This is a genomic window from Nakamurella leprariae, from assembly GCF_016918035.1.
In the GTDB taxonomy this organism is placed as follows: domain Bacteria; phylum Actinomycetota; class Actinomycetes; order Mycobacteriales; family Nakamurellaceae; genus Nakamurella; species Nakamurella leprariae.
The window spans coordinates 1-25,125 of record NZ_JAERWK010000025.1 but is presented as its reverse complement, the minus strand read 5'-3'; the positions used below and the strand labels follow the sequence as shown (position 1 = coordinate 25,125).

Below are 25,125 nucleotides of genomic sequence, written 5' to 3'. Positions count from 1 at the left end.
CCGTGCGGCACCGGTCGGGTGCATGCATCGGGTCCACCGCGCTCCCACACGGTGCCCCGACCCGCCGACCGCGTCCGGCCGCTCAGTTCCCCGCGGTGACCTCGGCGTACCCGGCCGCATCGAGCAGGTCGTCCAGCTGGGCCGGGTCGTCCGGCTGCAGGTCCAGCAGCCAGCCCGCGCCGTAGGGATCGCTGTTGACCAGTTCCGGGTTGTCCTCGAGCGCGGCGTTGCGCGCCACCACGGTGCCCCCGACCGGGGCGAACAGGTCGGACACCGACTTGGTCGACTCCACCTCCCCGATCGACTCCCCCGCGCTCACCGTGGTGCCGGGCTCGGCCAGCTGCACGAACACGATGTCCCCGAGCTCGGACTGGGCGTGGTCGGTGATGCCGACCCGGTAGACCTCGCCGGTCCCGGGGCCCTCCTGCCCGGTACGCACCCATTCGTGATCCCGGCTGTAGCGCAGTTCCTCAGGGATCACGGGGCGCACCTTCCTGCAGCGGGATGTCGGGGAGTCCGGCGGACCGGGCGTCGGCGCCGGCCCCGCCTGCGAACCTAGGTCCAGGGCGCCGGTCCGGTGGGTGTGACCCGCCGGGAGCGCCGCGGCGTGGACCCGGTCAGCCGTCGGCCGGGCGAGCGTATTGGGGCGTCCGCGGCGGTCGCAAGGCGTCGATCCGGACCTGCTGGGACTGCTCGACCGTGACCGTGCCGCCGGCCCGGCGCACCGAGTCGACCACGCCGCCCGGGATGGCCAGCGCGGCCGAGAGGGTGGGCGGGTCGCCGATGGCCAGCACCGTGTACGGCGCGGTCAGCGCGGTGCCGTCGAGATCGACCGCGCCCGCGGTGCCGGTGAACGCCGAGTCGACGCCGATCCGCACCGGGCCGACCTGGAACGCCTCGGCGCCCGCGTTGCGCAGTTCCTGGACGGCGTCCAGCAGCACCTCCGGTGACACGCGGCCGGACGGGTCCTCGACGGTGACGACGACTCCGGGACCTCCGGCCGCGACCGCCCCGGTCAGGATGCCGAGCGCGGTCGCCTGCCGCTCGGCCTCGGCCAGCGCCTCGGCCGAGGTCGCGCCGCTGCGCCGAAGCCGGGCCAGCGTGTCCTGCAGCTGCACGACCTCGGCGTTCAGCTCGTCCTCCTGCCGTTGCAGCCCGTCGAGCAGTTGCACCAGGTCGTCCGGGCGGGCGGTGGCGAGCGTGTCGCCCTCGGCGGTGCGCTGCACCTGCACGGCCAGTCCCAGGCCCAGCAGGGCGCACAGCACGGCGACCACGGCCTTGCTGCCCGGGCCGGTGCGCCGGCCGGCCGGTCGTCGCGCCCCGTCCGGACCGCCGGCCGGACTGCCGTTCGCACGGGTCATGTCAGGCCTTGAAGACGTGCCGCCGGATGGCGGCGGCGTTGCCGAAGATGCGGATGCCCAGGACGACGACCACCGCGGTGGACAGCTGTGAGCCGACGCCGAGCTGGTCGCCGAGGAAGACGATCAGCGCGGCGACCAGCACGTTGGCCACGAACGACACGACGAACACCTTGGCGTCGAAGATGTGGTCGAGCCGGGCTCGGACGCCGCCGAACACCGCGTCGAGGGCGGCGATGACCGCGATCGGCAGATACGGCGCCATCCAGTCGGGCACGGTCGGCTGCAGGAACAGCCCGGCCACGACCCCGATGGCCAGGGCGATCACGGCGTACACGGTGCGTCCTCCTGCGGTGCTCCCCCGGTGCCGGCCTCGGGGCCGGCTCGAGTCGGGCGTCGGTCACCAGGGTGTCGCGCGCCCCGGCGCCGGGGCATTCCGACCCTCTGTCCCGACCCGCCGACCGTACTGGCCCGGAGCGCCGGCGGTCGCGGCCCGGCCGGGCGCGTCACCGGGTCGGCGGCACCGGAGCGACGGTCGGGGTCGGGACCGGGCTCCCGGTCGTCGGATCGGTCAGCGCGGTGGCGGCGCGCGGCGCCGGACCGGAGCCGGCGGGCAGGTCCAGCCGGTCGGCCACGGTCACGTCGAACCGGATGCCGTACAGCTGGGCGAAGGAGGAGAACCGGCCGAACCCGGTGGTGTCGATCAACACGATCTGCATCGCGCTGGGGTCGCCGACCGCCTCGAAGGCGATCGGCCAGGCCACCGGTCGGTTGTCGACCAGGATGGCGCTCCCGGCCTGCCGGATCGTGCTGGTCGGCCGCAACCGGACTCCCCCGACGGCGACGGCCTCCGCGCCGCTGGCCCACAGGCTGTTGGCCAGCAGCTGCAGGTCCCGGTCCAGGATCTGCACGTCCGATCCGGCGTCCTGGGCGTCCGCGCCACTGCCGGCGTCCGCGGCGGCCGGAGCCGGTCCCACCTCGATGCGGATGCCCGGCCCGGACACCGCGATGCTGCCGGCCGCCATCTGCAGGGCACTCACCGAGGCCAGCGGCGCGTCCAGCCCGAGCTCCTGCTGGGCGGTGCGCACCTCCGCGGCGAGCGAGGTGACGCTGCCGGCCAGCGCCTCGGCGCGGCTCCGACGGTCCTGCACCTCGCTGAGCAGCCCGGCGCGGGCCGCCTCGGCGCCGACCGCGTCCTGCTCGGTGGCCCGGGCGGCCGCGCCCCAGATGACACCGATGACGGCCACGGTCAGCCCGACCAGGGCGAGATCGCGCCCGCGGTTCCGGGGCGGGCGGCCACCGGTGGACCGGGCGGCGTCCCGGGCGGCCCGGCGCCGGGCCGCTGCGGCGTACCCGGGGTCCAGGTGGTCGTGGTTCAGCGATTCCAGCAGCGCCGGCGGCGGGAACCGGCGCACCCGCGGCGGCCCGGTGGCCGGCTCGACCGGTGCCTGACCGCCGGCGTCCGGGCCGTCCGCGCCGTGGTCGGTCACGGTCGTGCTGCTCCGGTCAGGACGGGGGTGCTGCGCACCACCCAGGCCACCTGGTGCAGGTAGAGCACACCGGACCACAGGTACAGCAGCACGCCCCAGGTGATGAACGCGTACCCGGTGGGCAGGGCGACGGCGGCGAAGACCGAGTCACCCTGGGCCAGCAGCAGCATCGGCAGCGCGTACAGCAGACAGAAGGTGGCCGCCTTGCCGAGGTAGTGCACGGGCAGCGCGGTGTACCCGTGCCGGCGGACCAGCCGCAGCCCGACGGCCAGCACCAGGTCGCGGCCGATGATGAGCGCGGCCACCCACCACGGGATGAAGTCGCGGATCACGAAGGCGACCAGGGTGGCCAGGATGTACAGGCGGTCGGCGGCCGGATCGAGCAGCTCGCCCAGCCGGCTGTACTGGTTCAGCAGCCGGGCCAGCTTGCCGTCCGCCCAGTCGGTGATGGCACTGACCGCGAGCACGACCAGCGCCCAGCCGTCGGCGTGCGGACCGAGCAGCAGCCACAGGAACAGCGGCACCCCGAGCAGCCGCAGCACCGACAGCAGGTTGGGCACGGTCCAGATGCGTCCCAGGCCCTCCGCGGCCGACCCGGCCGGATCGGTCCCACCGGCGGGGCTGCCGTGCTGCGTGGAGGGGGCGGAGTCGGTCGGTGGCATCGCGGTGGTCCGCTCCGTCCTGCTCGGTGGGTCCGGCGCCGGTGGTCCGGCCGACCGGCGGGTCGTGCTCGGCCGTGGCGAGTCAGCGCACCGACCACATGGCGAACGCAGCCATGGTGATGCTGTCGACGATCCGGCCGTCCTGCATCATCTCGCGCATCCGGGCCACGGGCACCACCTCGTGGACCATGTCGGCCTCGCTGTCCTCGCGGGCGTGCGCCCCCGGCGTCAGGCCGGTGGCCACGAAGACGTGGCCACGCTGCGAGCAGAACCCACCCGCGGCGAACAGTTCCCCGAGCCGCTCCCACCGGTCGGCGCGCATCCCGGTCTCCTCGGCCAGCTCGGCCTGGGCCAGGGCCAGCGGCCCGCCCGCGGTCACCGACTCCGGGGTGCCCGCGCTCCAGGTCCCCATCGGCAGTTCCCAGGAGCGGCGTCCGGTCGGGTACCGGAACTGTTCGACCAGGTGCACCCCCTCCGGGGACTCGGCGATGACCACGGCGAAGTCCGGCTTGTCCACCACACCCCAGACGGCGCGGGCGCCGTCGGCGCGTTCCACGACGTCCTCCCGGACGGTCATCCAGGGATTGGCGTACACGACGCGGCTGGTCAGCGCCCGCAGCTCGCCCGGTTGGTCGGACGGGACGTGCGGGGCACCGGGGTCGGCAGGCTGATGACTCGGCACCGGACCATGGGACCACGGCACCGCTTCCGACCACCGACCGCCTGGGCACCGGGCGGTCACCCACGCCCCGGTGACCCGGACCGGGACCACCGGGGCACCGGTACCGGACTCCTAGGATGCCGCGGTGCCTCCCGCCGTCCCGCCCGCCCAGCCCGCACCCGGCGACGGCGATCTCGCCTGGTTCGGCGGCACGCTCGCCACCGGCCTGCTCGAGTCGGTGGACCTGACCGCGGATGCCTCGCCGCTGGACGGCGGAGGCTGGTGGGCGGTGGTCGCCGAGTTCGGGGGCCGGGTCGTCGGGCACCGGTTCGCCACGGTGCGCCCGGCTCCGCTGCCGGCCCCCGTCCGGGCATGGGCCCCACCCACCGGTTGGGTCTCCTCACTGGACCGCGCCGCCTACGTCGCCGGCGTGCGCCGGATCCAGCAGGACATCCGGGCCGGTCGGGTCTACCAGGTCAACCTGTGCCGGATGCTGCACGCTGCGATCCCCGACGACGCGGATCCGTTGGCCCTCGCGGCGCGCCTGGCGGCGGGCAACCCGGCACCGTTCCAGGGCGTCGTCCGGGCCGGCACCGACTGGGTGGTCACCGCGTCGCCGGAGCTGTTCCTGGCCCGGGACGGCGAGGTGGTGAGCAGCGCGCCGATCAAGGGCACCACCGGCCCGCGCATGCCGTTCGCGGCCAAGGATCTGCCGGAGAACATCATGATCACCGACCTGGTCCGCAACGACCTGGGCCGGGTGGCCCGCCCGGGCACCGTGCAGGTGACCGGACTGGCCGTCCGCGAAGAGCACCCGGGGCTGGCCCACCTGGTCTCGACGGTGCAGGCGCGGCTGCGCCCTGGGGTGGGCTGGACGGACCTGCTGGCCGCCACCCTGCCGCCCGGCTCGGTCAGCGGGGCACCGAAACACACCGCGCTGCAGGTGATCTCCGAGTTGGAACCGGAGCGCCGCGGTGTCTACTGCGGCGCCGTGGGGTGGGTCGACGCCGACCGCGGCAGCGCACGACTGGCCGTCGGCATCCGCACGTTCGCCTCGGCCGGGCCGCACCCCGATGACCCGGCCGGTCGCCGGCTGACCTTCGGCACCGGCGCCGGCATCACCATCGCCTCGGACCCGGACGACGAGTGGGCCGAGACGGAACTCAAGGCGGCGCGGTTGCTCTCGCTGGCCGGCGGCCGAGCCGGCTAGCGAGACAGTCAGCCGCGCAGCACCGTCCCGTCGTCGATACGACCGGGCGAGCCGTCCTCGGACACCGTGACCGTGCCCTCGACGCGGACGTCGGCACCGAAGGTCCAGTCCCCCTGCACGGTCAGCCGGTCGCAGGCCACCAGGGACGGCGGACCTACCGGGAAGCGCCGCTCGAACTCGGCGACCAGCTTGTAGCTCCCGGACAGCCCGACCAGCGGGGCCGCGGCGCGACGGTGGTCCAGGTGCAGCGCCGCGTCGTCGTCCAGCACGTAGGCGTCCGAGCGGACCACCAGCAGGTCGCTGGTCGTCTTCACCGGCAGGAACCGGGACCGCGGCACTTCGACGGCGGTGGCGCCCTCGAACACCCCGATGGCCGCGCCCATGGCCGTCTCGATCTGGATGACCTGCGGGCTCGAGGCGTCGGTGGGGTCGACGGTCTTGACGTTGCGGATGATCGGCAGGCCCAGCACCCCCTCGCCCTCGTCCAGCCGCTGCCGCAGCGCGGGCAGGTCCAGCCACAGGTTGTTGGTGTTGAAGAAGCGGTGCCGTTCGATGTCGCCGAACGCGTCCTGATCTTCCGGTCGGGTCTGCGCCGACTCGCGGAGCACCAGTTGCCCGTCCGCCCGTCGGCGGGCCAAGTGACCGCCCTTGCGGTCGGCCTCGGTGCGCCGGCAGAACTCGGCGCCGAACGGGCTGCCGGTCGCGGCGAACCAGCCGGCCAGCCGCGGATCGGGCCGGGCGCCGAGGTTGTCGGCGTTCGAGACGAACAGGTACCGGTAGCCGGCTGCCAGCAGCGCGTCCAGCACGCCGGAGGCGTCCAGGGCCGGGTACAGGTCGCCGTGGCCGGGCGGGCACCACTGCAGCCGTGGATCGGCCGGCCACTCGACCGGGGTCAGGTCGGTGGCCACCAGCTTGGGCTCCGAGTTCTGCCGGAACTCCAGTGGCAGCCCGTCCACCGCCAGGTCCGGGTGAGTGGCCAGCGCGGCCATGGTGTCGGCACTGGTGGCGAAGGAGTTCATGAACAGCACGGGCAGCCGGACGCCGTACTGCTGCCGCAGCGCCCGCACCTGGTCGACGATGAGATCCAGGAAGGTGCTCGAGTTCCGCACCGGCAGGAGCGACTTCGCCTGCTGCATGCCCATCGAGGTGCCCAGGCCACCGTTCAGCCTGACCACCGCGGTGACGGCGAGCGCGTCGCGGGCCTGCTCGTCGTCGACGGTCAGGTCGTCCAGCCGGGTCAGCTCCGGCACCGGCTCCAGGTCGCGTTCGTCGAACAGCCCGGTGTCGCCGCCGGCCAGGGCCCGGTAGGAGTGGGCGAAGACGTTGATGGCGCTGGGGTGGACCCCGGCCTCGACCATCAGCTCGCGCGCGCGGGTCAGCCCGTCGGGGCTCGTCTCGGTGCTCGTCTCGGGGCTCGTCACGGCGCCCAGCGTAGGGCCGGGCCGGCGACGGTCCGGACGCGCTCCGCGTCCTGGTGGTCGCGGTGCGCAGCCGGCCCGCGAGCCCGCGCGGACGCCGCGGGTCCAGTGCGGACGCCCGCCGGGCATCCGCACCAGACCGGTCGGCCGTCAGGCCAGGGCGGCGTCCAGGGTGATGTCCACGGCGGCCAGCGCCTTGGACACCGGGCAGCCGACCTTGGCGCTCTCGGCCGCCTGACGGAAGCCGTCGGCGTCGACCCCGTCGACGTCGCCGCGGACGGTGAGCGCGATCCCGGTGATCTTGAAACCGCCCGCGTCCTCGTCCGGGCCGAGGCCGACCTCGGCCTCGACGGTCAGCCGGTTGATGGTCCCGCCGGCGTCGCCCAGCAGCGCCGAGAGCTGCATGGCGTAGCAGGAGGTGTGCGCGGCGGCGATGAGCTCCTCCGGGCTGGTGACGCCGCCCGCGGAGTCGGCCGACCGCCGCGGGAACGACACGTCGTAGGTGCCGACTCCCGAGCTGACCAGCTCGACGCGGCCGGAGCCGTCCTGCAGGCCACCACTCCACTCGGTGCGCGCCTTGCGTGTGGGCATGAGCGTTCTCCTCGCTTCGATCGGTTCGTCCGGTGTGACGGGGGTCGATCAGTGCTGATCACGGTCGATCGGTCCCGACCGGTCCCCTGTACCCCGCCCGCCACCGGGGAGACGGCGGGTGGGCCGGGCCCCATCCTGCCGAGCGCCTCCGGAGCGCCGCTCGACGGGCCGGTGTCGGTGGTCGGTGGGACAGTCCGCGCCATGACCGGACAGACGGATGGCACCCCCGCCAACAGCACCGGAAGCACGCCCGGGGTCCGGGCCGGCATCGTGGTGAGTGTGGCCGAGCCGCGGGCGTTCGCGGAGCTGGCCACCGCCGCCGACCGGGCCGGGTGGGACGGGATCTTCACCTGGGAATCGGTCTGGGGGCAGGACGCGTGGGCCACTCTGGCGGCGGCCGCGATGGTCACCGAGCGGATCCGACTGGGCACCATGCTCAGTCCGCTGCCCCGGATCCGGCCGTGGGACTTCGCCGGGCGGGTGGCCACGGTGGACGTGCTCTCCGGCGGTCGCGTGCAGGTGGCGGTGGGCCTGGGCGCGATCCACGACGGCTGGACGGCGTTCGAGCCGGACGAGGGGCGGCGGGTGCGGGCCGAGAAGCTCGACGAGGGGCTGGCCGTCTATGACGGCCTGATGCGCGGGCAGCCGTTCGCGCACACCGGCCGGCACTGGTCGGTGCGCCCCACCACGTTCGTCCCGGCGCCGCCGCCGGTGCAGCGGCCCCGCGTCCCGGTGTGGGTGGTCGGTGCACATCCGTCCCGCCGGTCACTCGGCCGGGCCGCCCGCTGGGACGGGATCCTGCCCACCAAGGTCGGCTGGACCGAGCAGACGCCGTTCGGCCCGGCCGATCTGGCCGAGGTGGTCGACGCGGTGCGGCCGTTGCGCGAGGCGGCCGGGCTGCCCTGGGCGGGGTACGACGTCGTCGCCGAGGGGGTCACCGAGCCGGGACCGACCGCTGACCGACTGGTCGGCGAGTGGGCGACGGCCGGTGCCACCTGGTGGATCGAGTCGGACTGGTCGATGGACGGCGGGACGGCCGACCTGGTGGCCCGGCTGCGGCGGCGGATCGAGGCCGGCCCGCCGGGCCGGTGAGGGACCGGACGGGGAAGCTCCCCGCCAGATGCCGCAACGGTGCGGTGATCAGGGGCAGTCAGGGGCAGTCAGGGACAGTCAGGGGTGACCACGCCCAGCCGCTGGCGCCCCGGGCCGGTCGCGCGCGGTTACGCTCCGGTCACCGATCGTCGAGCCAGTCGACGGACGGAGCACCAGCGAGGGGGCCGGGTGATCGAGCCGACGCCACAGGCCGGAACGGGCAGCGCGACAGGACGGCGGTCCGGCCGACGGTCTCGCACCGCGATCGCCCTCCTGCTGGCCTTCGTCGTCGTGCTGTCCGGCGCCGCGACCAGCGGCGCCGGCCCGGCCGGCGCCGCCACCGGCCCGACCGCCACGCCCCCGATCGCCGGTCAGCCGGCCGTCCTGCGGGCCGCGACCGTCGCCGCGACCCCGGGCCAGGCGGTCGCCGACGCCGCGGCCCACGCCGCGGCGAACGGCGTCACCGCGCACATCAGCGTGGTGGACCGGGCCGGTGGTGGCGTGGTGGCCGAGACCCCCGGTGCCGACCGACAGGTCGCGTCCGAGTCGATCATGAAGCTGTTCCTGGCCGCGTACTACCTGACCCTCTACGGCGGCGCTGACGTGACGCCCGCCTCGGTGAAGGACCGGCTGTCCTACATGCTGCGGTTCTCCGACGACGCCACGGCGAGTTCGCTGTTCACCGCGTCGGCCATCCCCACGGTGGCGGCGCGGTACGGCATGCCGAACACCATCAACGCGACCGACCGGGTCGGCCACTGGGGCGCGGCGCGGATCACGGCCCGGGACGTGACCACCTTCCTCTCCCGGGCGGCGGCCGATCCGATGGTCGGCCCGTGGCTGCTGCCGGTGCTGGCGCAGACCGCCCGGACCGGCAGCGGCGCGGACGCGTCCTTCGACCAGTTCTTCGGGCTCAACACGCTCGGCGGTGATCACGGGTCCAAGCAGGGCTGGGGCTGCGACAGTTTCTGGACCACGCCGCGGTGCGCGGTGCACTCGGTCGGGTACACGGACCGGTGGTTCGTGGCCGTGCTGCAGTTGAGCAACGGCTACCCGGACCCGATGCGGGCCACAGCGACCGTTGCCGCACAGCGGATCCAGGCGTCGGTCCTGGTCCCGCCGCCGATCGGCGCGCTGGACGGCGCCCGGTCGTCCGGGGTGGGCCGGCTCATGGTGGACGGGTGGGCGGCCGACCCGGCCACCCCGGGCCGCGACGTCGAGGTGCACGTGTACGTGACGGGTCCGGCCGGCACCCGCGGCACCGCCGGGGTGATCGCCGGCGCTGGACGGCCGGATGTGGCCGGTGTCCATCCGTGGGCGGGCGACAGCACCGGCTTCAGCGCCGAGGTACCGGCCATGGGCGCCGGCCGGAACACGGTGTGTGCCTTCGCCATCGCCGCCGATCCGGCGGCCGGGAACACGCTGTTGGGTTGCCGGGACGTCGAGGTGCGGGACGCGTTCGGAGCGTTCGACGGGCTGTCGGTCACCGGGGACCGGATGCGACTCACAGGTTGGGCCGTCGATCCGAACGCGCCCGGGCGCGCCTCCGAGATCCACGTGTACGACCAGGCTCCGGACGGCACGACCACCGGGTACGCCGGGAACTGGGCCGACTCGTCCCGCCCGGACGTGTCGGCGGTGTTCGGGGTCGGTCCGTCCCACGGCTTCGACCTCTCCGTCCCGGCCGGGCGGTCCGGACGCCACACGGTGTGCGCGTTCGCGATCACCGTCGGCGGCGGCGCCGGCAATCCGCTGCTCGGCTGCCGCGAGGTGCAGGTGCCCGGGCCGACCGGAGTGCTGGACGACGTGCGGATCAGCGGCGGCACGCTGACCGCGAGCGGCTGGGCGTTCGACCCGCGGCGGCCGGGCGGCGGGCTGCCCGTGCACGTGTACGACTTCGGACCGGACGGGACCCGCGGGTTCTCCGGCTCCGTCACCGACCGGAGCCGTCCGGACGTCGGGCGGGTGTTCCCGGATGCCGGTTCGACACCCGGATTCTCGGTCGCCGTCCCGGCCGGATCGCGCGGGTCGCACCAGGTGTGCGTGTTCGCGGTCCCGGGTGGCGGCGAGCCGTCGGTGCTGCTGGGCTGCCGCACGGTCACCAGCTGAGCACAGGTGAGCCGGCCCGGCACGCGCACCGATCGGCGCCCCACTCGCGCGGTGGCGGTCCGAGCTCTTCGCCGGTCCGACCCCGTGGTGACGGGTCCGGCCCGTTCAACCAGGGTCGAACCCGGCCCTCGAGGGTCGGGCCTCACCGGCAGGGCGTTGCCGCGGCAACGCCTTCCCGGCGCTCCGTGTCCGCTCGCTGACGGCCCGTGGCTGCGACGTTCCCGCGGCACCGTGCGCCAGCGGTCCCCGACCGGGATCTCAGGACAGTTCGGGGGCCACCGGGTCGATCCAGATGGCGACGAGCTCGTCGAGCGTTCCTTCGATGCGGAACTTGTCGAGGGTGGCCGAGACGCAGGCGGTGAGCGGCGAGTCCGGCGGCAGCGCCAGCACCAGCTGCTCGGGCTGCCACTGTCCGGCGGGGAGCCGGCCGGCCACGGTCAGTCCCACGGCCGCGACCGACGGATCGAACGCCTGGGCGAGCGGGACCAACACCGCGTCCACCTCGCCGGCGCCGATCCCGACCGCGGCCTGCTCGACCGAGCCGTAGCGCACCGCGACGGCGCCCGGGGTGTCCACCGCCTGTGGGTCGGTGACCGAGGCCGCGCCGGCGACTGCCCCGAGGCGCTGGTCGGCCAGGTCGGCGGCGGTGAGGCCACCGGCACCGGCGCCGGACGCGGCCGCCACCAGCACCACGTCCGCGTCGGCGGCGTAGCCGGACGATGGTTCCAGCCCGGCCGCCTGCACCTCGGCAGCGGTGTGCCGGTCGACCAGCACGTCGAACGCGTCGACGTCCGACGTCGACGCGGTGATCCAGCTGACCTGGTCTGCGGTCCAACCCAGCGAGGCGGCCAGCCGGTCGACGAGCTCGACGTCCAGGCCCTGACCGTCGGCCGGATCGCCGAGCACCCATGGCGCCTCGCGGGACGCCCCGGTGGCCACCGTCAGCACCCCGGCGATGCGGGTGGGCAGTGCGGCCGCGGTGCACTCGCGCAGGGGGGCCGCCGTGGAGGCGACGGTGGCGGCCGTGCTGACGGTCGGCGAGCTCGCGGTGGGCGAGCTCGCGGTGGGCGAGCTCGCGGTGGGCGCCGGAGGCGTGGGCGCCACGGCCGGGTCGGCCGGTCGCCCGCACCCGGAGAGCAGCAGCGTCAGCATCCCGGCGGTGAGCAGGACGGCCCGGCGCCGGGTCCGCTGGTCGGTCACGCCTCGCTCCTCACCGCCGACTGCCGGCTGCCCACGGAAGGTCGGCGACACCGGCATGACCAGCGGAGCGTAACGGCAGAACGGCAGACGGTGAGGGATCGATGAGGCGATCCCTCAGGAGACCGGCTCACGCGTCGGGGCGTCGGCGCGCTCGGCGGGCCGGCGGCGCAGCAGCAGCACGATCACCATGACCAGCAGGACGACGATCACCGCGGCGGCCGCGACCAGCCAGCCCCAGTTCCGCTCCAGGAATCCCGATGAGTCGGCGACCGGCTCGGCGGCGACCGGGGCGGCCGCGCCGATCTGCGGGAAGGTGATGGTGGCCGCTGCGGTGCGGGTGAGCGAGCCGCTGGCCACCTCGACCTCGGCCTGCCAGGGGCCGTCCGGCAGACCCTGGTCGAGCGGCACGGTGACGGTGCCGGTCTCCCCCGGCGCCAGCGTCGTCGCCCGGGTGATGGCGAACGGTCCGGCCGACAGACCCGCGGGGCCGTCGCTCAGGGAGACGGTGCCCTGCAGGTCCAACGCCCGCCCGCCGGTGTTGTGCACGGCCGCGGTCACCGCCGGGCGTCCGTCGGTGCCACGTTCGGCGGTGAGGGTGTCGACGGTGAAGTCCGACGCGGGCGCACCGCCCGGACCGACCGAGAGGTAGACGCGCACCCCGACCCGGTTGGTGGTGGCCACCCCTCCGTCCGCCGTGGAGGCGCTGGTGATGGACGCCCACGCGGCGGCGTACTGCTCTCCGGGTGGAGCGTCGGTGGGGACGTCGATGGTCAGCTGCGCGTCGGCCCGGCCGCCGGCCGGCACGGTCACCGCGCTGGGTTCCAGCCGCATCCAGCTGACCAGCTGTTCGGACGCCTGCCCGTCGGGTGCATCGTCGGGGGTGAACCGTCCGTCGACCACCCGGGCCCCGCCCGGCGCGAGGGCGATGGTCTGTTCGGTGGTGGTCGAGTTCGACACCTCGACGCGCCGGGTGATCGACGCCCCGGGAGCCAGGTGGTCGATCAGATAGACGCGCGCCCGGGGATCGTCGGCCGCGGCCGCGGGCACCTCGGCCAGCCGGATCCCGAAGGAGCCGCTCGACCCCGCGGCATCACCCGACGGCTCGGTGCCGGGTCCGCCGGTCGGCGCGGCGGCGACAGGCCCAGCGGCAGGCCCCGTCGCACCCGAGAGCCCTGGTGCCAGGAGCAGGCTCCCGAGCACCAGGGCGACGAGCGCAGCGAGTGGACGGACTCGACCCCGCATCAGCGGACTCCCCCGAGTCTGATCGAGTTCGGGACGGGTGGATGGATCAGAGGGTCGAGTGCGTGAAGGTCATCTCGTAGCTGCCGGCGAGCACCCCGGCCGGGACGTCGACACTCAGCTCGGGCGTCCAGCTGACCACGTTGTAGCCGTTCACTCCGCTGACGTCGAAGACCGTCTGGGCGATGTTGTCCATGGTGATGACGCTCGCCGTACCGACGGTCACGCCGCCGGTGGTCGCGTTCACCGCACCCGGGTCGTAGGTGACCAGGCTCTCCGGCAGGGTGCCACCACCGACCGTGTCGGTCAGCGGGGTCATGCCGACCTGCACCTCGTAGTCGGCCGTACCGCCACGCAGATCGGCCACGGAGACGCTGCCGAGCGAGACGGACACGGTCTGGTCCGCGCCCGTGATCGACCAGGTGCCCAGATCGGCGGTCGTCGGCACCGTGATCTCCAGAGCGCCGCCGGTCACCTCGAGGGTCACCTCGGTGTCCTCGGCGGCGGCGGGCAGGGCGAACAGGACCATCGAGGCCGCGGCGATTCCGGCCACGGCGAACACACTCTTCTTCATGATCAGGAACTCCAGTGAGAGGAAGATGGCCTGCCGGTACCACCAGCGGCCCTGCGCCGAGACCTCGGCCCATCGCCATGAAGCGTCCCCTCTTGCCAGTAGCTGATCAATCACTCATGGTGATGATAGTGATCAACACCATCCGGGGGAGGAGGCGCCATGACCGACAGCGAGGACGCCACCGGGCGCCGCGCCCGCCCGGTCCGGTCGCCGGCCGCGAGCGCAGGATCTTCCGTCACGGACCGACCCACCGGCTCGCATCCCCTCGCTGCACCGACTGCCGCCACACGGCGTCACGGGCACCCACTGCCGTCACCACCTCGTCCCGGGAACGGACGCCGCACACTCGCGGTGACCACCGCCATGGTCGTGATCGCGCTGGTCACCGGCACCGGCTGGGTCGCCGCGGCCGTCCCCGACGGGTCGTCGTCCACCGCACCCGCCTCGGCCACAACCACGCCGTCGACCACCACCCCGAGCGCGCCGGCTCCTGGGCTGTCCCTGGGTACTGACGACCGGCCGGAAGCAACGGACGGGATCGTCACCACTGCGCCGATCGAGACCACGGCCGTCGCGACGACGACGGGCGACACATCTGTCGACACGCCGACCGGGTCCACCCCGTCGTCACCGTCGGTGATCATCGCAACGCCACCCACCGTGACCGGTCCACCCGGAACGAGCGACATCCACGACCCGTTGGTGGCGGAACCGGGCCATGCCGTGACGTCCGCCCACCAGCCCGGCGATCAACTCCCCGATCAGCCAGCCGACGCCGACCCGGTCGCCGGCGCCTCGCCCGCATCCGCCCCCGTCTCCACGCCACCGCCGGGACCGCCCGGCCCGACACCGGCCCCGGACGAGCCAACGACCGTCGTCACTGCCGTCATTGCTGCGGCACAGACGATGTCGTTGCGCGGCGCGAGCACCGCCGCCCTGGTCACCCTGCCGCCGGGCCGGCTCGGAACGGCCTACACGGCGGCACTGCCGGAACCCGACGGCCCCGGGCCGTGGACGTGGACGGTGACCGCGGACCACCCGCCGGCGGGGCTCGATCTGGACCCGGCCGGCACGATCACCGGGACGCCGGCCGAGTCCGGTGCCTACTCCTTCACCGCCCGGGCCACCGACCCCGCCGGCGAGCAGGTCGACCTGCGCCTCGAGGTGTCCGTCGCCACCGGCGCCCTGTCGGTGACGGTGCCCGGTGTGGCCGAACTCGGTGGCGCCACCCCGGGGACGTCCGTGACCGCGCAGCTGGGCCCGGTCACCGTCGTCGACGAGCGGGCGCTGTCCGACGCCCAGTGGTCGGTCGAGGTCTCCGCGACCGCGTTCACCGCCGGCTCCGGGCGCACCATCCCGGCCGACCGGCTGGCCTACTCGCCCGGTCCGGTCGCCGCCCGAGCAGGCCTGGGCGCCTTCACCGGCAGCGATCTGGTGTCCGCAGCGACGCCCGGGCTGGCCGCGCGCTGGACCGGCGGCGGACCGGCCAGCTGGGTCACCTGGCGCCCGACCGTGACCGTCGCGGTGCCGCTCGACCAACCGGCCGGCACCTACCGCGGCGTGATCACCCACTCGGTCTTCTGACCGTGCGCCACACCGTGCGAGAGCTGCCACCCGTCAGTCGATCTCGCTGGTGATCACCACCTCGCCCACCGTCCGCCCGGTCTTCGGGCGGTGTCCCTCCCGGAGGGCGTCGGCGTCGGACGGCCGGATTCCGGTGGCGGTGGTCGGTCGCAAGGTGGCGTCGTCGATCAGGGCGGTGTGAACCGCGCGACCGCCTCGCCCACCGCACGCACCACCCGGCGACCGCCCGGACCTCGACCAGCAGGTCGTGCGGCTGCAGGGACGGCACCGGCACCGACCGGGCGGTGATCGCCTCCGGATCGATGACCGGGAGGCGGTGCGTCGAACCGAAGGCGGTGGTGGTCGTCCCGGTGCTGCTCAGGTCGGCATCAGCGGTGGCGGTCAGCCGATCACTCTGTCCGCTGCGGTGCCGGGAGGGGCACGGCACCCACGCACGGCGACGGCTCGCGGCGGTCGCTCAGCGGTCGTAGTGCCCGGCCGCGATGTCCTCGAGCAGCGTCGGGCCGGTCGGCGCCCAGTCCAGCAGCGCGCGGGTCGCCACGCTCGAGGCCGGGACGTCCGCGGCCAGGACGGCGCCGATGAAGCCGAGCTCCTCGGCCAGCTGCTCGGCCGGCACGGACCCCGTCGGCACCCCGAGCCGGGCAGCCAGCGCCTCGGCGATGACCCGGACCGGGATCCCCTCCTCGGCCACCGCGTGCAGCACCGATCCCGCCGGCGCCTGCTCCAGCCCCAGCCGCACCAGTCGCGCGGCGTCCGAGCGGTGCACGGCCGGCCACCGGTTGACCCCGTCGCCGGGGTGCACCGAGGTGCCGCGCCGGCGGGCGGCGTCGGCGACGACGGCGACGAACCCGTGGTCGCCCTCGCCGTGGACGGTGGGCGCGAACCGCGCGCTCACCACCCGGACCCCGCGGTCGACGAACTCCAGCGCCAGGTTCTCGGCGCCGCCGCGCGGCGAGTCGACTCCGTGGTACGGCGCGCGGTCCACCTCGGTGGCCGGACGGCCCAGCCCGAAGAAGACCAGGCCGGCGGCCAGCACGAACGGCCGGTCCGACCCGGCCAGCGCCTGGCTGATCGTCTCGACCGCGGCACGTTCGGCCCGGTTCGAGGCGGCGAGGTCGACGAAGTCGTGCTTGTTGGCCAGATGCACTACGCCGTCGGCCTTCTCGGCACCGGTCCGGATCCCCGGCAGGTCGTCCAGATCACCGCGGCGGACCACGGCACCGAGCTGCTCGATGCGGGCAGCGGCCGCATCCGAGCGGGCCAGTCCGGTCACCTGGTGCCCGGCCGCGACGAGTTCGGCGACGACGGCCTGGCCGATGAACCCGGATGCTCCGGTGACGAAGACCCGCATGGTGGAACCTCCCGTGATGTCATGAGCTGACATCAGTACGGTAGCACCGATGTCAGACACTGTCATCGCCTAGACTCCCTCGCATGGGGCGGTGGCAACCGGGCGCGCAGCAGCGCCTGCAGCAGGCCGCGCTGGAGCTGTTCGCCGAGCGTGGCTTCGACGCCACCACCGTCGCCGACATCGCCGCCCGCGCCGGGGTGACCGAGCGGACCTTCTTCCGGTACTACGCCGACAAGCGTGAGGTGCTCTTCGACGGCGAGGACGGCCTGCAGCGGGCGTTCGTCGACGCGGTCGCTGCCGCACCGGCCGGGGCCTCGACCACCGCGGTGATCGATGCGGCCCTGGCCGCCGGCGGCGGCTTCCTGGAGCAGCGCCGGTCGGCGGACCGGCACTTCCCGCGCATCCGGGCCGAGATCCTGGCGGCCAACGACGCGCTGCAGGAACGCGAGCTGCTGAAGATGGCCAAGCTGGCCGGCGCCCTGGCCGGCGCGCTGCGCACCCGCGGCCTGGACGAGCTGTCGGCCCGGATGACCGCCGAACTGATCGTCGCGGTGTTCGTCACGGCGTTCACCCGCTGGATCGGCCCGGACGAGGACCGCGGCCTGGTCGACCTGCAATTGGACGGACTGACGGCCCTGCGCGCCGTGCTGACGGACTGACGGACTGACGGACTGACCCTTGTCAGGCAAGTGGTGACTTGCCTATGGTGGCCGACGTGGCCGACGTCTACCAGGCGATCGCCGACGGAACCAGACGGGCGCTGCTCGACGAGCTGCTGCAGCGGGACGAGCAGACGCTGTTCGAGCTGTGCTCCCGGCTGGCCATGCACCACGACCTGACGCCGAGCCGGCAGGCGGTCTCGCAGCACCTGGACGTCCTGGCCTCCGCCGGCCTGGTCCGCACCGAGCGGCGCGGCCGCTACAAGCTCCACACCATCGACCCCTCTCCGCTCGCGCAGATCGCCGAGCGGTGGCCCATCCGGAAGGCAGACCCGTGAAGCTCCAGACCGTCAGCATCTTCGTCGACGACCAGCAACGGGCCGCCGACTTCTACACCCTGACCCTGGGGTTCGCGATCGCGGCGGACGTCCCCATGGGCGAGCACCGCTGGCTCACCGTCGTCGAGGCGGGGCGCCCGGACGGCACCCAGATCTCCCTGGAGCCGAAGGGTCACCCGGCGGTCCGGCCGTTCACCGACGCCCTGCTCGCAGACGGCATCCCGGTGTGCGTGTTCGGCGTCGACGACGTGCAGGCCGAGTACGAGCGGCTCGTCGGGCTCGGCGTCACCTTCACGCAACCGCCGACGCCGATGGGACCGGTGACCGTCGCGGTGCTCGACGACACGTGCGGGAACCTGGTGCAGCTGGCTCAGTTCCACGGCTGAGGCGGCTCCGGCGCAACCGGGACCGCTGAGCCCGGGCACGACGAAGGCCTGGTGGACGTCGTCCACCAGGCCTCGGTGATCTCACGAAATGGCCTGCCGCGCTGACCATCCGAAGACGGCACCAACGACTCGTCCGAGCCCACTTGCCATCCGAGAGCACCGCGAACCGCGACATCAGGCCACAATCCCCGCGTCACGCCGCTGCCATAGGGAGACACGCCCCAAGGGGGTGTTGCTGGACCGTCGTGGCGGGCCTCACGCCGTGACCCTCAGGTCGCGGCGTCGAGGGATGCGAGCAGGGCGAGCTTGTCGGCGTCGGCGCTGTGTTCGGCGGGGTAGTAGAGCACGAGGATGAGGTCACCGATGGGCATCTTCTCGCGGTGCAGGCGCAGCACACCGAGGTTCGGGTGGTTGACGGCGGCGGTTCCTCCTTGCAGCTGCCGGACGTCGTGGCGGGCCCAGAGTGCGCGGAAGCGTGCACTGGCGAGGGACAGCTCGCCGACGAGCTCGATCGCGCGAGGGTCGGCGGTGTCATCGCCCAGGGAGCTCCGGAAGGAGGCGATGAACTCGTCGACGGCGCGGTCCCAGTCTTCCTGGAAGTCGCGTTCGGCCGGGTCGAGCATCAGGGACCGCAGCCGGTTGTTCCCGGGCGCGAGCCGTGGGCTGAATGCGGTGGCGAGGGGGTTGGCGGCGAGGACGTCGAAGTAGCGGTTCTCGATGAACGCGGGGATGTCAAGCGCCGCCAGCAGGTCCTTCAGCCGGGCTGGGACGCACTCAGGGCGCCGTGATGCCCGCGCGCGGCGGGGGCGCGGGCGGGGTCTTCCGAGGCTGATCAGGTAGTCGGCCTCCACTTCGTCGAGGTGCAGGACGCGGGCGAGGGATTCCAGGACCTGCGTGGAGGGGTTCTTGTCGCGGCCTCGTTCGAGGCGGAAGTAGTAGTCGGCGCTGATTCCGGCCAGCAGTGCGACCTCCTCGCGCCGCAGGCCGGGGACGCGGCGTCCCGATCCGGCGGGGATGCCGGCCTGCTCGGGCGTCACCAGCGCGCGGCGCGCGCCGAGGTACTCCCCGAGACGATTGTCGTTGGCGCCGTCCATGAGATCAACGGTAGCCAGTCCTGGCCGATCGAGAGGTGCCCTGTCACTACGTGGATCAGCGGGTCCTTCCCCCCTCCCCGGCGCGGCCGAGCATGGAGACGTGCCGGTGATCGATCCGGACGAAGACCACCCGGCCGACGGCCGGATACAGAGATGAAGGAAGCACTCATGAACGTCAGCGCACGTACCGTTCTGATCGTCGGGGGCACCACGGGAATCGGCCGTGCCCTCGCGCAGCGTTTCGTGGACGCCGGGAGCACGGTCGTCGTCGGAGGCCGCAACACCGACCAGGTCGAGGGGCTGGAGACAGTCCGCGTCGATGTGACCGACCCCGCATCGATCCTCACGGCTCGCGACGAGGTACTGTCCAAGCACCCCGAGCTCGACGTGGTCGTGACGATGTCGGGAGTCATGCTCACCGAGGACCTGCGCGACCCGGGCCACATCACCCAGGCCGAGACCACGATCGCGGTGAACCTGCTCGGTACGATCCGCGTGATCGACGCGTTCACCCCGCACCTGCTGGGCCGTGGCACCGGTGACATCATCACCGTCTCCTCCGGCATCGGCTTCCTGCCGTTCCCGCTGATGGCCACCTATGGCGCGTCGAAGGCCGCGGTGCACTCCTACACCGAGTCGCTGCGCTCCCACCTCGCCGGTACGGGCATCACCGTGACCGAGCTGGTTCCGCCGGCCGTCGCCAACGCCGGCCAGGAGAAGCTCAACCCCAACGCGCTGCCGATGGGCGACTTCCTCGACGAGGTCCTCGGTCAGCTGACGCAGAACCCGACCCCGAACGAGCTCGTGGTCGAGCGGGCCAAGGCCCTGCGCTGGGCCGAGCACGACGACACCTACGCCGAGCTCCTCGCCGCCCGCTCCCAGGCACTGAGCAACCTCCCCGGACGCTGAGAACTCAGTGGCGTCCACCAAGGTGGTGTGCGACGGCCTCGGTGACCAGCGGGGCGTCCACGGAAGGGCGGCCATCGCGTGATCTTGTGGAGACCTCTCACAGTCCAACCAGGAGACCGACGCGATGACCGCTGCGAGCAAGTATCGACCCTGCCCACTTCCTGCCCGAGCAGCTGGCCCAGGCCAGCCCTGATCTGCTGCGCTCGATGTTGACACGTTCATCAACACGCTGATGTCGGCCGATGCCGACTCGGTCTGCGGCGCCGAGTACGGCACCCGCTCGGCCGAGCGGACCAACGTGCGCAACGGCTCCCGGCATCGGGAGTTCGACACCCGGGCCGGCACCCTGGACGTGGCGATCTCCAAGCTCCAGGCCGGCTCGTACTTCCCGGACTGGCTGCTGGAACCTCACCACGGCGCTCGAAGCGCAACTCCCGCTGGCCACTACGCGGCCCGCCGCCACCGGGACGGACAAGGCCTGCATGAGTACCTCGAAGGCACGCGTCTGCAGAGGTCCTGTCCCGGTGGTGCGGTGACCGGCGAGACGTTCCCGCCGACGGGAGTGTGGACGGGTGAGGTCTGCACCGTGGCCAGCGGGAACACGGCAGACACGCTGTCGGGCAGGCCTTTGAAGCCGTCGCAGGCCACGAAGAACACGTCCCGCACGCCCCGGTTGCGCAGCTCGGTGAGCACGGCGAGATGAGAACTTCGCGGACTCGCCGTCACCGTCGCCGGCCCACATGCCCAGGATGTCCTTGTGCCCGTCCAAGTCGACGCCGATCGCGGCACAGACCGGCCGGTTGCGGACCTGCCCGTCACGGATCTTCACCATGATCGCGTCGATGAACACCGCGGCATAGGTGGTCTCAGGCGGTCGGGACCACCCGGCCTGCATCTCCTCGCGCACCCGGTCGATGATGCGGGTGACGGTGTCCCTGGACACGCTGGACACGCTGGCCCCGTACACGTCGGCGAAGTGCGCGCTGATCTCGCCGGTGGTCAACCCCTTGGCGTACAACGACAACACCACCTCGTCGACATCCGACAGGCGCCGCTGCCGCTTCTTGACCAGCTGCGGCTCGAAGGTGCCGTCCCGATCGCGGGGCACGTCGATCTGCACCGCCCCGGCCGCATCGGTCAACACCGTCTTGGACCGCTTGCCGTTGCGGGAGTTACCGCCGTTGCGGCCCACCGCGTCATGCTTGTCATAGCCCAGATGCTCGCTGAGCTCCTCGTCCAAGGCCGTCTCGATGACGGTCTTGGTCAGCGCTTTGAGCAGCCCGTCCGGGCCGGTCAACGCCACACCACGCTCGCGGGCCAGCTGCACACCAACTCCCGCGCCGCGTCCAGCTCGGCCGCCGACGGCGGCCGACCCCCGGTTCATCCGACGATGGCTCCACGACCACCAGTGTCTCGATCATCACGACCCTCTCCGCCCGGTCCACGCCGAGCTGATCAGGCCAGTTCCACCATCAGCGCGACAGTCCCGGTGATGTCTCATGCCCTCTGCGCGACGATGACGTTCGTGAAGAGGGTCAGCGTTCGCTGTCAAGGAGGGCCATGAGTGGTGCCGCGTAGCGTGTTCCGGCGACGGATTCTTGTGGGGCGGCGTGTTCGATCTCCGCGATGTCGTCAGCGGTGAGGTTCAGCTGTGCGGCCTCGACGGCTTGGGGGATGCGTTCGGGACGGCGGGCGCCGACGAGGGGGACGATGTTCGGGCTCTTGGCGAGGACCCAGGCGGTGGCGAGTTGCGCGACGCTGACGCCGCGTCGGGTGGCGATGGTGCGGAGCTTGTCGACGAGGGCGAGGTTGATCGGCAGGTTCTCGTCGTTGAAGCGGGGCAGGTGGCCCTTGAAGCGGTCGTCGACGGCGTCGCGCTGGAACTCGCCGGTGAGGAGTCCGTGGCCGAGGACGGCGTATGCGGTGACTCCGATACCGAGTTCGAGTGTGGTGTTGAGGATGTCGCGTTCGATGACGCGGCTGAAGAGGGAGTACTCCAGTTGCACGTCGGTGACGGGGTGCACGGTGTGGGCGCGGCGGATGGTGTCGGAGCCGACCTCGGACAGGCCGAGGTGACGCACGTAGCCGGCGTCGATGAGTTCGGAGATCGCGCCGACGGTGTCCTCGATCGGCACGTCCGGGGCGAGCCGGGAGGGTCGGTAGATGTCGATGTAGTCCGTGCCGAGGCGGCGCAGCGAGTAGGTCAGGAAGTTCTTCACGTGTTCGGGGCGGCCCTCGATGCCGACGAATCGTCCGGCGGGGTCCTTGAGGCCGTTGAACTTTACGCTCAGGATCGCGTTGTCCCGATCGCCGGGACGCAGCGATTCACAGATCAGTTCTTCGTTGTCGCCCATCCCGTAGAAGTCGCCGGTGTCGACAAGCGTCATGCCCGCATCGAGCGCCGTCCGGATGGTGGCGATCGACGTCTCGCGACTGAGCGGCTCGTTCGTCATCATCTCTGCCCCGAGCCCGACCGCTCCGGTGAGCAGCCCGCTCGAGCCCAGCTCGCGGGTGGGAAGTGTTGTGGTGTGTGCCATGGTGTGTGTCCTTTCCACGTGTCCGGTTCAGATACTTGGGGTGTAGCGGGGCGGCTTGCGAAGTTCGAACCACATGCGCGCCCGCATCCGCGCCATGGGCGTGAGCGCGGTGAACGGCATCGCATCCGCACCCAGTTGCCGGGCGGTGTCGGTGAGGAAATCCCTCACCTCCCACACGTCGGTGGGGTCGGAGTCGGAGTCCACTGCGAGCGTGGACTCCACTCGAGCTGCCGACCATCCGAGCCGACGGGCAAGCTGCGGCGCCTCCAGCCCGACGCGAGAGAGGTTCTGCTGCAGTTCCTTGCCGGTGCGCTCACGCTCTTCGGCGTTCAATGACATACACATCTCCATGCTGTTGCGAATTCAACAGTAGACCTGCTGGGTTGAACTTGCAACAGTTAGGCTGGGATCGACCAGTGAGGTCGACGAGGAGTGGCATGACGAGCGACGAGGAGCCCACGACGGATGCCGTGGACTTGTGGTTGGCCTGGAAGCAGGCGAATGAGCGTCTCCGCAGCGCGATCATCGGTGACGTCAGTGCGCACTCCGACGTCGGGGAGCCCGAACGCACGGTGCTCATCCACCTGCACGCCGCAGGCGGCACGCTCAGGCAGAATGCGCTCGCGTCCGCCACGGGCTGGGATCGCGGCCGCCTCTCCCATCTCCTGACCCGCATGGAGGCTCAGGGCCTCGCGCGACGTACCCGCCTCACCAACGGCGTCGACGTCTCCATCACCACCGGCGGGGAGGCTGCGTGGGCCGACGCGGAGCGGTCGCTGCGGGCCGCACTTGAACGACACCTCCTCAACCGGCTCGGCCCAGACCAGGTCATGCACCTTCGCGAACTCCTGCGAGTCCTCTCAGAGGACCGCCTGCTCCCCCATCCCGCGGCAGACGGCCTCAATCGCACGCACTCTCGTCCGCGGGTGACCGGTACTCATGAGCAATGAACAGAGAGATGGCGTGAGACGGAAGCTGTCATTCCTGGTCTTCGGAGGGACGGGGCGCACGGGGCAGCACTTCGTGCGCCTGGCATTCGAGCAGGGCCACAGCGTGCGGGTGCTTGCCCGGACGCCGAGCAAGCTGCAGCATCCTCATGCTGACCTCAAGGTCCTCCGGAGATCGATCAGCGGCCCGCTCGATCTCGACGCGCTCCTGGGGGGCGTTGATGCGGTGGTGGCTATGATCGGCAACGCCTCCGCCCAACATGATCGGGCAGTGAACACGGGGTTCGTCCAGGCTCTCGTGCCGGCGATGCGGCGCACAGGCGTGTCGCGCCTGCTCTATCAGGCGGGCGGCCTCAGCGCGACACCTGACAAGCGCCTTCCCTGGCCCCTGCTCGTCCTGCGCAGTACCCTGGCCCGGCGGAACATCGGTCAGCACAAGGACGAGGCAGTCATGCGATACCTCGACCAGTACGCACGTGACATCGAGTGGATCGTCCACCGAGCAGGCATCGGATCCGACGGCCCGTCCAAGGGTCAACTGCACCGCTCCCGCAACCGAACCAGCATCGCCACCTTCGTCGACTGCGCCGAGTATACCCTCCGGGCCGTTCAAGACCCGTCCGCGGTGCACACCTACGATTCCAGTGCTTCCAGCAGCGGGCACCGTTCCTGAGTCACGTCAGGCAGCCCGCTTCCGGAAGCCGGCGGGTCTGGCGTCGCCTTCCGCACGGGCGGGTTCGCGAATCCCTCCCTCTGAACCCGTGCTGTTCTCCAGGAGCCTCGAATCTCCTCATCGGTCCGGAAGCGATGCGAGTCACTGAGCGCGGTGATCGTAGGTTGCGTGCGCTTCCTCGATGCGGTCCTCGTTCTCGAGTGCCCAGCGTTGGAGGGCTCGGAGTGGTTCTTCGAGGGTGCGCCCCATTTGGGTGAGTTCGTATTCGACGCGGACCGGGACCTCGGGGAAGACGGTGCGGTGCACGAGTCCGTCGCGCTCGAGTCCGCGGAGTGTCTGGGTGAGCATCTTCTGCGAGATCCCCTCGATGCGGCGACGAAGCTGGGAGAAGCGTGCGCTGCCGTCGCTCAGCACGCCGATGATCAGCACCGTCCACCGGTCCCCCACCCGGTCCAGGATCTGACGCGCCGCACAGTCCGTCCGATACAGGTCGGAAGAAGTCGCCGAGGTGGTTACCACAAAGTGCCTTCTTCCCCACAGTGAGTTGGTCTCCTACGGTGACCATAGCGGCTGGTGTCTTGGCCGACAAGAGTTGAAGGAGAAACACGAATGTCACGGATCACTGTGCTTGGTGGCACCGGTTACGCCGGTTCCGCGATCGTCGCCGAGGCGGCCGCCCGCGGTCACGAGGTCACCTCGGTCAGCCGCTCCCTTCCGGAGGACACCCTGCAGAGGGTGACGTACATGCAGGGCGACGTCTCCGACGAGAGCACTCTGGCCGAAGCCATTTCAGGGGCCGACGTCGTCGTCGGTGCGCTCTCCCCGCGGGGAGCCCTGGCAGAGGGATTCCGTGACGTGTATCGAACGATCACGTGTCAACGGATCGTGAAGATCAACCCTGCTGGGTTCCGGGAATGTTGACCCCCGGGCGGTTGGTCAGTCCCGGTTCGCCCGGTTCTGTTTGGCCAGCAGTTCGCGGCGTTGGCGGGTGCGGTAGGAGTCGCCGGTGAGGGTGAGGACCTCGGCGTGGTGGACGAGGCGGT

Annotated in this window: 27 protein-coding genes and 3 pseudogenes; 12 read left to right on the top strand and 18 right to left on the bottom strand. The window is 72.3% G+C overall.

The window, feature by feature from the left end; translation table 11 throughout:
• Window positions 1-82 precede the first annotated feature (82 nt).
• The 6 genes from gcvH to JL106_RS18025 all read right to left on the bottom strand — a co-directional run bounded on the left by gcvH (window position 83) and on the right by JL106_RS18025 (window position 4,192).
• A complete protein-coding gene (gcvH, locus tag JL106_RS18050; protein ID WP_205262158.1) occupies window positions 83-481 on the bottom strand; it encodes a glycine cleavage system protein GcvH in 399 nt (132 codons plus the stop codon).
• 136 nt (window positions 482-617) lie between these two features.
• The gene (locus JL106_RS18045) at window positions 618-1,361 is read right to left on the bottom strand and encodes a DUF881 domain-containing protein (RefSeq protein WP_205262157.1); all 744 of its coding nucleotides are present in this window, start codon (window positions 1,359-1,361) and stop codon (window positions 618-620) included.
• Between the two features lies 1 nt (window position 1,362).
• Window positions 1,363-1,695 (bottom strand): small basic family protein, encoded by a 333-nt coding sequence (locus JL106_RS18040; protein WP_205262156.1) that lies wholly within the window; start codon window positions 1,693-1,695, stop codon window positions 1,363-1,365.
• Between the two features lie 169 nt (window positions 1,696-1,864).
• Window positions 1,865-2,848: a DUF881 domain-containing protein gene (locus JL106_RS22235; RefSeq protein WP_205262155.1), complete on the bottom strand. Its 984-nt coding sequence runs from the start codon at window positions 2,846-2,848 to the stop codon at window positions 1,865-1,867.
• The gene (locus JL106_RS18030; protein ID WP_205262154.1) at window positions 2,845-3,510 is read right to left on the bottom strand and encodes a CDP-alcohol phosphatidyltransferase family protein; all 666 of its coding nucleotides are present in this window, start codon (window positions 3,508-3,510) and stop codon (window positions 2,845-2,847) included. The genes JL106_RS22235 and JL106_RS18030 overlap by 4 nt, the downstream gene beginning before the upstream one ends.
• A gap of 82 nt (window positions 3,511-3,592) precedes the next feature.
• Complete coding sequence (locus tag JL106_RS18025; protein ID WP_328842570.1) at window positions 3,593-4,192, bottom strand: NUDIX hydrolase; 600 nt, start codon at window positions 4,190-4,192, stop codon at window positions 3,593-3,595.
• A gap of 124 nt (window positions 4,193-4,316) precedes the next feature.
• Between JL106_RS18025 and JL106_RS18020 the strand changes: the two genes are divergently transcribed.
• Complete coding sequence (locus JL106_RS18020) at window positions 4,317-5,381, top strand: chorismate-binding protein (RefSeq protein WP_205262153.1); 1,065 nt, start codon at window positions 4,317-4,319, stop codon at window positions 5,379-5,381.
• Window positions 5,382-5,389: 8 nt separating this feature from the next.
• Here JL106_RS18020 and JL106_RS18015 read toward each other — a convergent pair whose 3' ends face one another.
• Together JL106_RS18015 and JL106_RS18010 are read right to left on the bottom strand one after the other, a co-directional pair.
• Entirely contained in the window at window positions 5,390-6,739 is a 1,350-nt protein-coding gene (locus JL106_RS18015; protein WP_205262288.1) for a UTP--glucose-1-phosphate uridylyltransferase, read from the bottom strand.
• Between the two features lie 210 nt (window positions 6,740-6,949).
• Window positions 6,950-7,390, bottom strand: coding sequence for an OsmC family protein (locus JL106_RS18010; protein WP_205262152.1), 441 nt, complete (start codon window positions 7,388-7,390; stop codon window positions 6,950-6,952).
• Between the two features lie 201 nt (window positions 7,391-7,591).
• On the opposite strand from JL106_RS18010, the gene JL106_RS18005 reads away from it, so the two are divergent.
• Complete coding sequence (locus tag JL106_RS18005; protein WP_205262151.1) at window positions 7,592-8,482, top strand: LLM class flavin-dependent oxidoreductase; 891 nt, start codon at window positions 7,592-7,594, stop codon at window positions 8,480-8,482.
• A gap of 189 nt (window positions 8,483-8,671) precedes the next feature.
• On the top strand, window positions 8,672-10,591 hold the full coding sequence (locus tag JL106_RS18000; RefSeq protein WP_205262150.1) for a hypothetical protein: 1,920 nt from the start codon (window positions 8,672-8,674) through the stop codon (window positions 10,589-10,591).
• Between the two features lie 258 nt (window positions 10,592-10,849).
• Here JL106_RS18000 and JL106_RS17995 read toward each other — a convergent pair whose 3' ends face one another.
• From JL106_RS17995 to JL106_RS17985, 3 genes are all read right to left on the bottom strand, one after another.
• Window positions 10,850-11,791 carry a type 2 periplasmic-binding domain-containing protein gene (locus JL106_RS17995; RefSeq protein ID WP_205262149.1) on the bottom strand — a complete coding sequence of 314 codons (942 nt, stop codon included), beginning with the start codon at window positions 11,789-11,791 and terminating at the stop codon, window positions 10,850-10,852.
• Window positions 11,792-11,905: 114 nt separating this feature from the next.
• Window positions 11,906-13,033, bottom strand: a complete 1,128-nt coding sequence (locus tag JL106_RS17990; protein ID WP_205262148.1) for a COG1361 family protein — start codon at window positions 13,031-13,033, stop codon at window positions 11,906-11,908.
• 46 nt (window positions 13,034-13,079) lie between these two features.
• A complete protein-coding gene (locus JL106_RS17985; protein ID WP_205262147.1) occupies window positions 13,080-13,718 on the bottom strand; it encodes a hypothetical protein in 639 nt (212 codons plus the stop codon).
• Window positions 13,719-13,955: 237 nt separating this feature from the next.
• Between JL106_RS17985 and JL106_RS17980 the strand changes: the two genes are divergently transcribed.
• Entirely contained in the window at window positions 13,956-15,188 is a 1,233-nt protein-coding gene (locus tag JL106_RS17980) for a hypothetical protein (RefSeq protein WP_205262146.1), read from the top strand.
• Between the two features lie 457 nt (window positions 15,189-15,645).
• Here JL106_RS17980 and JL106_RS17975 read toward each other — a convergent pair whose 3' ends face one another.
• Entirely contained in the window at window positions 15,646-16,539 is an 894-nt protein-coding gene (locus tag JL106_RS17975) for an SDR family oxidoreductase (protein WP_205262287.1), read from the bottom strand.
• Window positions 16,540-16,622: 83 nt separating this feature from the next.
• Between JL106_RS17975 and JL106_RS17970 the strand changes: the two genes are divergently transcribed.
• Genes JL106_RS17970 through JL106_RS17960 form a run of 3 tightly spaced genes read left to right on the top strand, consistent with a single transcriptional unit; the run spans window position 16,623 to window position 17,922 of the window.
• A complete protein-coding gene (locus tag JL106_RS17970; protein WP_205262145.1) occupies window positions 16,623-17,198 on the top strand; it encodes a TetR family transcriptional regulator in 576 nt (191 codons plus the stop codon).
• 56 nt (window positions 17,199-17,254) lie between these two features.
• Window positions 17,255-17,536: an ArsR/SmtB family transcription factor gene (locus tag JL106_RS17965; protein WP_205262144.1), complete on the top strand. Its 282-nt coding sequence runs from the start codon at window positions 17,255-17,257 to the stop codon at window positions 17,534-17,536.
• Entirely contained in the window at window positions 17,533-17,922 is a 390-nt protein-coding gene (locus tag JL106_RS17960) for a VOC family protein (RefSeq protein WP_205262143.1), read from the top strand. Before JL106_RS17965 ends, JL106_RS17960 begins: the two co-directional genes overlap by 4 nt.
• A 269-nt stretch (window positions 17,923-18,191) precedes the next feature.
• Here the strand turns inward: JL106_RS17960 and JL106_RS17955 are convergent, their stop codons facing one another.
• On the bottom strand, window positions 18,192-19,016 hold the full coding sequence (locus tag JL106_RS17955) for a helix-turn-helix domain-containing protein (RefSeq protein ID WP_205262142.1): 825 nt from the start codon (window positions 19,014-19,016) through the stop codon (window positions 18,192-18,194).
• 168 nt (window positions 19,017-19,184) lie between these two features.
• Between JL106_RS17955 and JL106_RS17950 the strand changes: the two genes are divergently transcribed.
• Entirely contained in the window at window positions 19,185-19,925 is a 741-nt protein-coding gene (locus JL106_RS17950; protein ID WP_205262141.1) for an SDR family oxidoreductase, read from the top strand.
• Window positions 19,926-20,056: 131 nt separating this feature from the next.
• Window positions 20,057-20,355: pseudogene (locus tag JL106_RS17945) on the top strand (transposase); the annotation flags it as partial.
• A 134-nt stretch (window positions 20,356-20,489) separates the two neighbouring features.
• On the opposite strand, the pseudogene JL106_RS17940 reads toward JL106_RS17945, so the two are convergent.
• The 3 genes and pseudogenes from JL106_RS17940 to JL106_RS17930 form a co-directional block, all read right to left on the bottom strand.
• Window positions 20,490-21,349, bottom strand: a pseudogene (locus JL106_RS17940) (IS256 family transposase); the annotation flags it as partial.
• A 111-nt stretch (window positions 21,350-21,460) separates the two neighbouring features.
• A complete protein-coding gene (locus tag JL106_RS17935; protein ID WP_205262140.1) occupies window positions 21,461-22,462 on the bottom strand; it encodes an aldo/keto reductase in 1,002 nt (333 codons plus the stop codon).
• Window positions 22,463-22,489: 27 nt separating this feature from the next.
• Window positions 22,490-22,801, bottom strand: a complete 312-nt coding sequence (locus JL106_RS17930) for a DUF2316 family protein (protein WP_205262139.1) — start codon at window positions 22,799-22,801, stop codon at window positions 22,490-22,492.
• Between the two features lie 98 nt (window positions 22,802-22,899).
• Between JL106_RS17930 and JL106_RS17925 the strand changes: the two genes are divergently transcribed.
• Window positions 22,900-23,412: a MarR family winged helix-turn-helix transcriptional regulator gene (locus tag JL106_RS17925; RefSeq protein ID WP_205262138.1), complete on the top strand. Its 513-nt coding sequence runs from the start codon at window positions 22,900-22,902 to the stop codon at window positions 23,410-23,412.
• Window positions 23,402-24,082, top strand: coding sequence for an NAD(P)-dependent oxidoreductase (locus JL106_RS17920; protein ID WP_205262137.1), 681 nt, complete (start codon window positions 23,402-23,404; stop codon window positions 24,080-24,082). Before JL106_RS17925 ends, JL106_RS17920 begins: the two co-directional genes overlap by 11 nt.
• A gap of 141 nt (window positions 24,083-24,223) precedes the next feature.
• On the opposite strand, the gene JL106_RS17915 is transcribed toward JL106_RS17920, so the two are convergent.
• On the bottom strand, window positions 24,224-24,601 hold the full coding sequence (locus JL106_RS17915; RefSeq protein ID WP_205262136.1) for a winged helix-turn-helix transcriptional regulator: 378 nt from the start codon (window positions 24,599-24,601) through the stop codon (window positions 24,224-24,226).
• A 90-nt stretch (window positions 24,602-24,691) separates the two neighbouring features.
• On the opposite strand from JL106_RS17915, the gene JL106_RS17910 reads away from it, so the two are divergent.
• Entirely contained in the window at window positions 24,692-25,003 is a 312-nt protein-coding gene (locus JL106_RS17910; RefSeq protein WP_205262135.1) for an NAD(P)-dependent oxidoreductase, read from the top strand.
• A 15-nt stretch (window positions 25,004-25,018) separates the two neighbouring features.
• On the opposite strand, the pseudogene JL106_RS22620 reads toward JL106_RS17910, so the two are convergent.
• Window positions 25,019-25,125, bottom strand: a pseudogene (locus JL106_RS22620) (AAA family ATPase); the annotation flags it as partial.